Consider the following 5,072-nt stretch of genomic DNA (forward strand, 5'->3'; position numbering starts at 1 on the left):
TTTATACCTTCTCAATCAAGTTGCCATACTGCTCAAATATACAGCAGCTAATGGCTTAGGTATAGTGATAATTAGGAAAGATATTGGAGTCATTGCCACAGAAAATGGCTGGAGTTTATATGTAGGTGGTAATGGAGGAATGCGTCCTCGTCATGCCTCTTTATTTGCTACAGATCTGAGTGATAAAACCTTAATTAGTTATATTGATCGAGTTTTAATGTTTTATATCCGTACTGCAGAACGTTTACAACGTACTGCTGTCTGGCTGGAAAATATGGAAGGTGGAATTGATTATTTACGAAGTGTGGTAATTGATGACAAACTGGGTATTTGTGATGCTTTAGAAAAAGAAATGGCTAATAATATTGGTAACTATCAATGTGAGTGGCGCACTACCTTGGAGACCCCTGAAAAGCTAAAACGTTTTAAGCATTTTATTAACTCAGATCAATCCGATACTCATTTAATCTACACGACGGAAAGAGGACAAATAAAGCCAGCTGTTATGGAAACTTAGGCTTGTTGCAAAGGTAACCATAATATGCCCCCCTTTGGAAAAGGGGGCTAGGGGGGATTTATTTAATTTGAGCGTAATAGGCGAGTGGGTTATGTAAAGCTTAGATAGGTTTTCATCAAATTCCCCTCACTCCCCCTTTTTCAAAGAGGTATCGCGAATGGGTGTAGAAAGTCAATTTAGTGCCCGATATGGAATAACAGGTTATTCTTCTGCCACTCTTGAAGTGCCGTCCTTGGCCCATCAATAGCTAAAGCGACATCCATGTCGCAGCTCCAGAATACCCTATTACCCCACATCCGCTGGTTTTTGCGGCACCCTCAAAAAGGGGGTAGGGTGAGGTTAGATTGTACCATAGTTATAATTCGACTTTTTGGTAAGACAAGATATTTAAACTGGAAAAATAATGAACCTAGAACAAACCACTAATTTAATTGAACTAAAAGTTGCTAGTATTCTACTAGAGGATGGTCAACAAGCATGGGAGGAAGCATGTTATTTAAGTGATATTCCGCCAGATTCGGGCATCTGTGCTTTTTATCAAAATCAGCAAATTGCACTGTTTTATATCAGTGCAGCCAATAAAGTTTATGCAGTATCAAACTATGACCCTATTGGTAAAGCCAATGTTATTTCCCGAGGCATTATTGGATCGGTTAGTGAAAGTTTGGTAGTAGCTTCGCCTCTTTTTAAACACCACTTTAACCTGATAACAGGGGAGTGTATTGAAGAGCCAGGCGTTTATTTAAAAACGTATGGTGTACGAACTACTAATAACAAAGTTGAAATCAGAGAAGATAAATAAAAATTTATTATTTGATAAATAAAAGTGCTGCTCAAAGTTTTTTGGTTTTATAAAAACTAAAGGTAATACAATGTCTTATACTGATCGATTTCAGCTGTTTTCCTTTACGGGAAAAATGAAAGTTCTCCATTTAAGCTGGGTAGCATTCTTTATAACCTTTATTGTTTGGTTTAACCATGCACCTTTATTGATGGCTATTGCTGATAGCTTGAATATCTCTATATCAGAAATAAAAACATTACTTATTATTAATGTTGCACTAACAATTCCTGCAAGAATCATAATAGGTATGTTAACTGATAGGTATGGCCCGCGACTTGTTTATTCCTCTTTATTGGTATTGTGCTCTTTGCCTTGCTTTGCTTTTGCTATTGCAGACAGTTTTACTCAAGCAGCCATTGCTCGTTTTTTTCTAGGATTTATTGGTGCTGGTTTTGTTATAGGTATACGACTGATCAGTGAGTGGTTCCCTCATAATGAATTAGGCATTGCTGAAGGAGTTTATGGGGGTTGGGGGAACTTTGGCTCGGCAGCGGCAGCACTAACATTACCTACATTAGCGTTATTATTTGGTGGTGAAGATGGGTGGCGTTATGCAGTGGGGTTGACAGGCCTACTGAGCCTTGGGTTTGGTATTATTTTTTATCAACAGGTCACTGATACTCCAAAAGGTTCAACCTACTTTAAACCAAAACATCTTGGGGCGATTGAGGTAACCAGTAAAGGTGATTTATTTTTATTAATGTTAATGAAGCTGCCTTTATATGGTGCACTCATACTGTTGGTATGGAAGCTCTCACCTGAAGCGGCTAATATTTTATCTGTTGCGCTAAGTATGAGTTTATACGTTTGTCTTGCTGTTCTTTGTTTTATAGATTGCTATAAAGCCTGGCAAGTGAATAAGACTATTTTTTCTAAGCCTGTACCCAAGTTGCATCAATATAAATTTAAACAAGTGACTATTCTAAATATTCTCTACTTTGCTACGTTTGGCTCTGAGTTAGCTGTTATATCCATGTTACCCTTATTTTTTGCAGAAACATTCCAACTTAATCCTGTCACAGCAGGTCTGCTTGCTTCCGCTTATGCATTTATGAATGTAATGTCTCGCCCTGGTGGCGGCTGGTTAAGTGATCGGTTTGGGCGAAAACCGGTATTACTTATTTTAACTGCGGGTTTGGCAATAGGTTATTTTGTTATGGGGATGGTTGATAGTGAGTGGCCTTTATGGTTAGCAGTCGTTGCCGCAATGACATGCTCTTTTTTTGTGCAGTCTGGAGAAGGAGCTGTATTTGCAGTAGTACCTTTAATTAAGCGACGATTAACGGGCCAGATTGCTGGTATGACAGGGGCTTATGGCAATATTGGAGCCGTTACGTATTTAACAATATTGTCGTTTGTTGACTATTCCAATTTTTTTATGGTGATTGCTGGTACAGCACTTGTAGGGTTTATTATTTTATTATGGATGGACGAACCAGCAGGGCAAATAGCAGAAATAAATGAGGATGGGACGGTGGAATTAATTAATGTTGCCTAGAAACAGTCTCATAGCTGCTGCACTTGGCAATACGGCGTTAAAAAGGGTTTCAAAATGCTCATTTACTATATGTAAACTCCGCTTTCTTAACCCTTTTTGCCTTGTCTAGCCTGCATTCGCGAGCTATGAAACTGCTTCTAAAATAATTCTTCGCTGTGGATATTAAATTAGTCATTGTTGGTGTTTAAAATTGGAATATGATAGCTATACATCGCTTGTGGTAAATGTCGGTGGGTATAGTTGTGCTGGTAAAAAAGCACAAAACCAGGATGCCTTTGCAGCATTAAGCCCAACCAATAGTGATAAATATTACAAAGGGGTTGTGGGTTGTATTGCTGATGGTGCTAGTGGTTGTGCTCAGGCAAAATTGGCGAGTCAATTGGCAGTAACGCAGTTTATTGAAGACTACTATTGTACACCAGCAAGTTGGCCGGTTAAGACAGCAGGAGCTAAAGTATTATCAGCATTAAATCACTGGTTGTATCATCATAGCCAACAGCATGTACATAAACAGGCCTTGCTAACCACCTTTACCGCAGTGGTGATTAAGTCTACAACAGCTCACTTATTTCATGCAGGAGATTCTCGGTTATATCATGTTCGTCAACAGCAGGTTGAACAGTTAACTCATGACCATCGTTTATTTCAGGGAAAACAGAGTTATCTGAGTAAAGCAATGGGTGCTGCTTTACATATTGAGATGGACTACCAGCAGTTTGAGGTACAACAAGGTGATATTCTTATCCTGACGACAGACGGTGTACATGATGTATTAACGGAGCAAATGTTAGCTCAACACTTGAGTCAAACAGAGCATAGTTTGGAAGCACATGCAAAAAATATTGTTCAACAGGCATTAGCACAGGGGAGTAGTGATAACCTAAGTTGCTTATTATTGCAGGTTGCTCAGTTACCCAATGAAAATTTTAGTGAAGCTCAAAATAAACTAAAGCAACAAGTAATTCCGCCAGCTTTACAACCGGGGATGAAAATTGATACCTATGAAGTAAAGTCACTGTTGCATAATAGCTCACGTAGTCACTTATATCTGGTGCAGTCACTACAAACTGATGAAAAATGCGTATTAAAAGCACCTTCTCTTAATTTTGCAGAAGATAGCCAATATCTTGAAAACTTTGCTCGTGAACAGTGGGTGGCGAGACGTATTAATCATCCAAACTTAATAAAAGGGCTGATTAAACCTGACAGTAGTCAATTTCAGTATTTACTTTATGAATATGTTGAAGGACAAACACTACGACAATGGATGTATGATAATCCTAAGCCAACTATTGAACAAGTTAGGCAGTTGGTAAAACCAATTATAAAGCCGTTACGGGCCTTACAACGGTTGCATATGGTACATAGGGATTTAAAACCAGACAATATTATGCTGGACAAGCAAGGGGAGATAAAGCTAATTGATTTAGGTGCGGTAGCTGTTAAAGGGTTAACGGAATTAGGAGCTTTCAATGCTACAGAAAAAGTATACCCTCAAGGCTCAGCAGACTATATAGCACCAGAATATTTACTAGATAACTGTTATAGCCATTTAACAGACTTATTTTCTTTAACAGTCATTATCTATGAAATGCTAACAGGCGAATTACCCTTTAAAATAGCCAAGTATCCTTATCAAAAACCAAAAAACTACCAAGCTTGGCAATATCGTCCTCTTCGTGAAAAAAGACCTGATATTCCCCTGTGGTTTGATTTAGCTTTAAAAAAAGCATTAGCTCCCAACCCTGCCAAGCGCTATCAATCATTTTCAGAGTTTCACCACGACTTATGTACACCTAATCCTGCCTTGGTTTCACAGCATCAGCAACAGCCATTGATAGAACGCTACCCAGTACGATTCTGGCAAGTACTATCATCCGTTTTGTTTATTTTGTTGGTGGCGCAGGTTGTTAGTTGAGAAATTTCCTCAAGATGTGTAAAGCACCATCGACACCCTCTCTCTTACACTATCACACCTTTATTGTTTACTCCTAAACTCATCTGTTCGTTATTTTTTTAGTAACTATCGTTTAGGTTATTTGATTAATAAATAGCTAACTTAGATAGTGAGCAGCTTCTCCTTCACTTTGTGATGCCTGTTGATCTATACTTGCCCTATCTTTCACAGCAGTATTTTATTTTCCTAATTATCATCATGCCTAAGCTATATTTAGTAGCTTACCTGGTAGCGGAGGTGTTCTCAGCGCTACAAA

Annotated in this window: 3 protein-coding genes and 1 pseudogene; all 4 read left to right on the forward strand. The window is 38.5% G+C overall.

All coding sequences use genetic code 11. The annotated features are described in order from the left end of the window. Window positions 1-517: pseudogene (locus ORQ98_RS28870) on the forward strand (hypothetical protein); the annotation flags it as partial. Window positions 518-920: 403 nt separating this feature from the next. Beyond that, on the forward strand, window positions 921-1,319 hold the full coding sequence (nirD, locus tag ORQ98_RS28875; protein WP_274692294.1) for a nitrite reductase small subunit NirD: 399 nt from the start codon (window positions 921-923) through the stop codon (window positions 1,317-1,319). 70 nt (window positions 1,320-1,389) lie between these two features. Further along, on the forward strand, window positions 1,390-2,859 hold the full coding sequence (locus ORQ98_RS28880) for a NarK family nitrate/nitrite MFS transporter (RefSeq protein ID WP_274692295.1): 1,470 nt from the start codon (window positions 1,390-1,392) through the stop codon (window positions 2,857-2,859). Window positions 2,860-3,049: 190 nt separating this feature from the next. Continuing rightward, on the forward strand, window positions 3,050-4,777 hold the full coding sequence (locus ORQ98_RS28885) for a bifunctional protein-serine/threonine kinase/phosphatase (protein WP_274692296.1): 1,728 nt from the start codon (window positions 3,050-3,052) through the stop codon (window positions 4,775-4,777). The last annotated feature ends 295 nt before the right edge of the window (window positions 4,778-5,072 follow it).

The organism is Spartinivicinus poritis (assembly GCF_028858535.1).
Classification (GTDB): Bacteria; Pseudomonadota; Gammaproteobacteria; order Pseudomonadales; family Zooshikellaceae; genus Spartinivicinus; species Spartinivicinus poritis.

Coding starts and splice junctions, on each gene's coding strand:
- nirD (WP_274692294.1), top strand. CDS start 921: ATGAACCTAGAACAAACCACTAATTTAATTGAACTAAAAGTTGCTAGT.
- ORQ98_RS28880 (WP_274692295.1), top strand. CDS start 1,390: ATGTCTTATACTGATCGATTTCAGCTGTTTTCCTTTACGGGAAAAATG.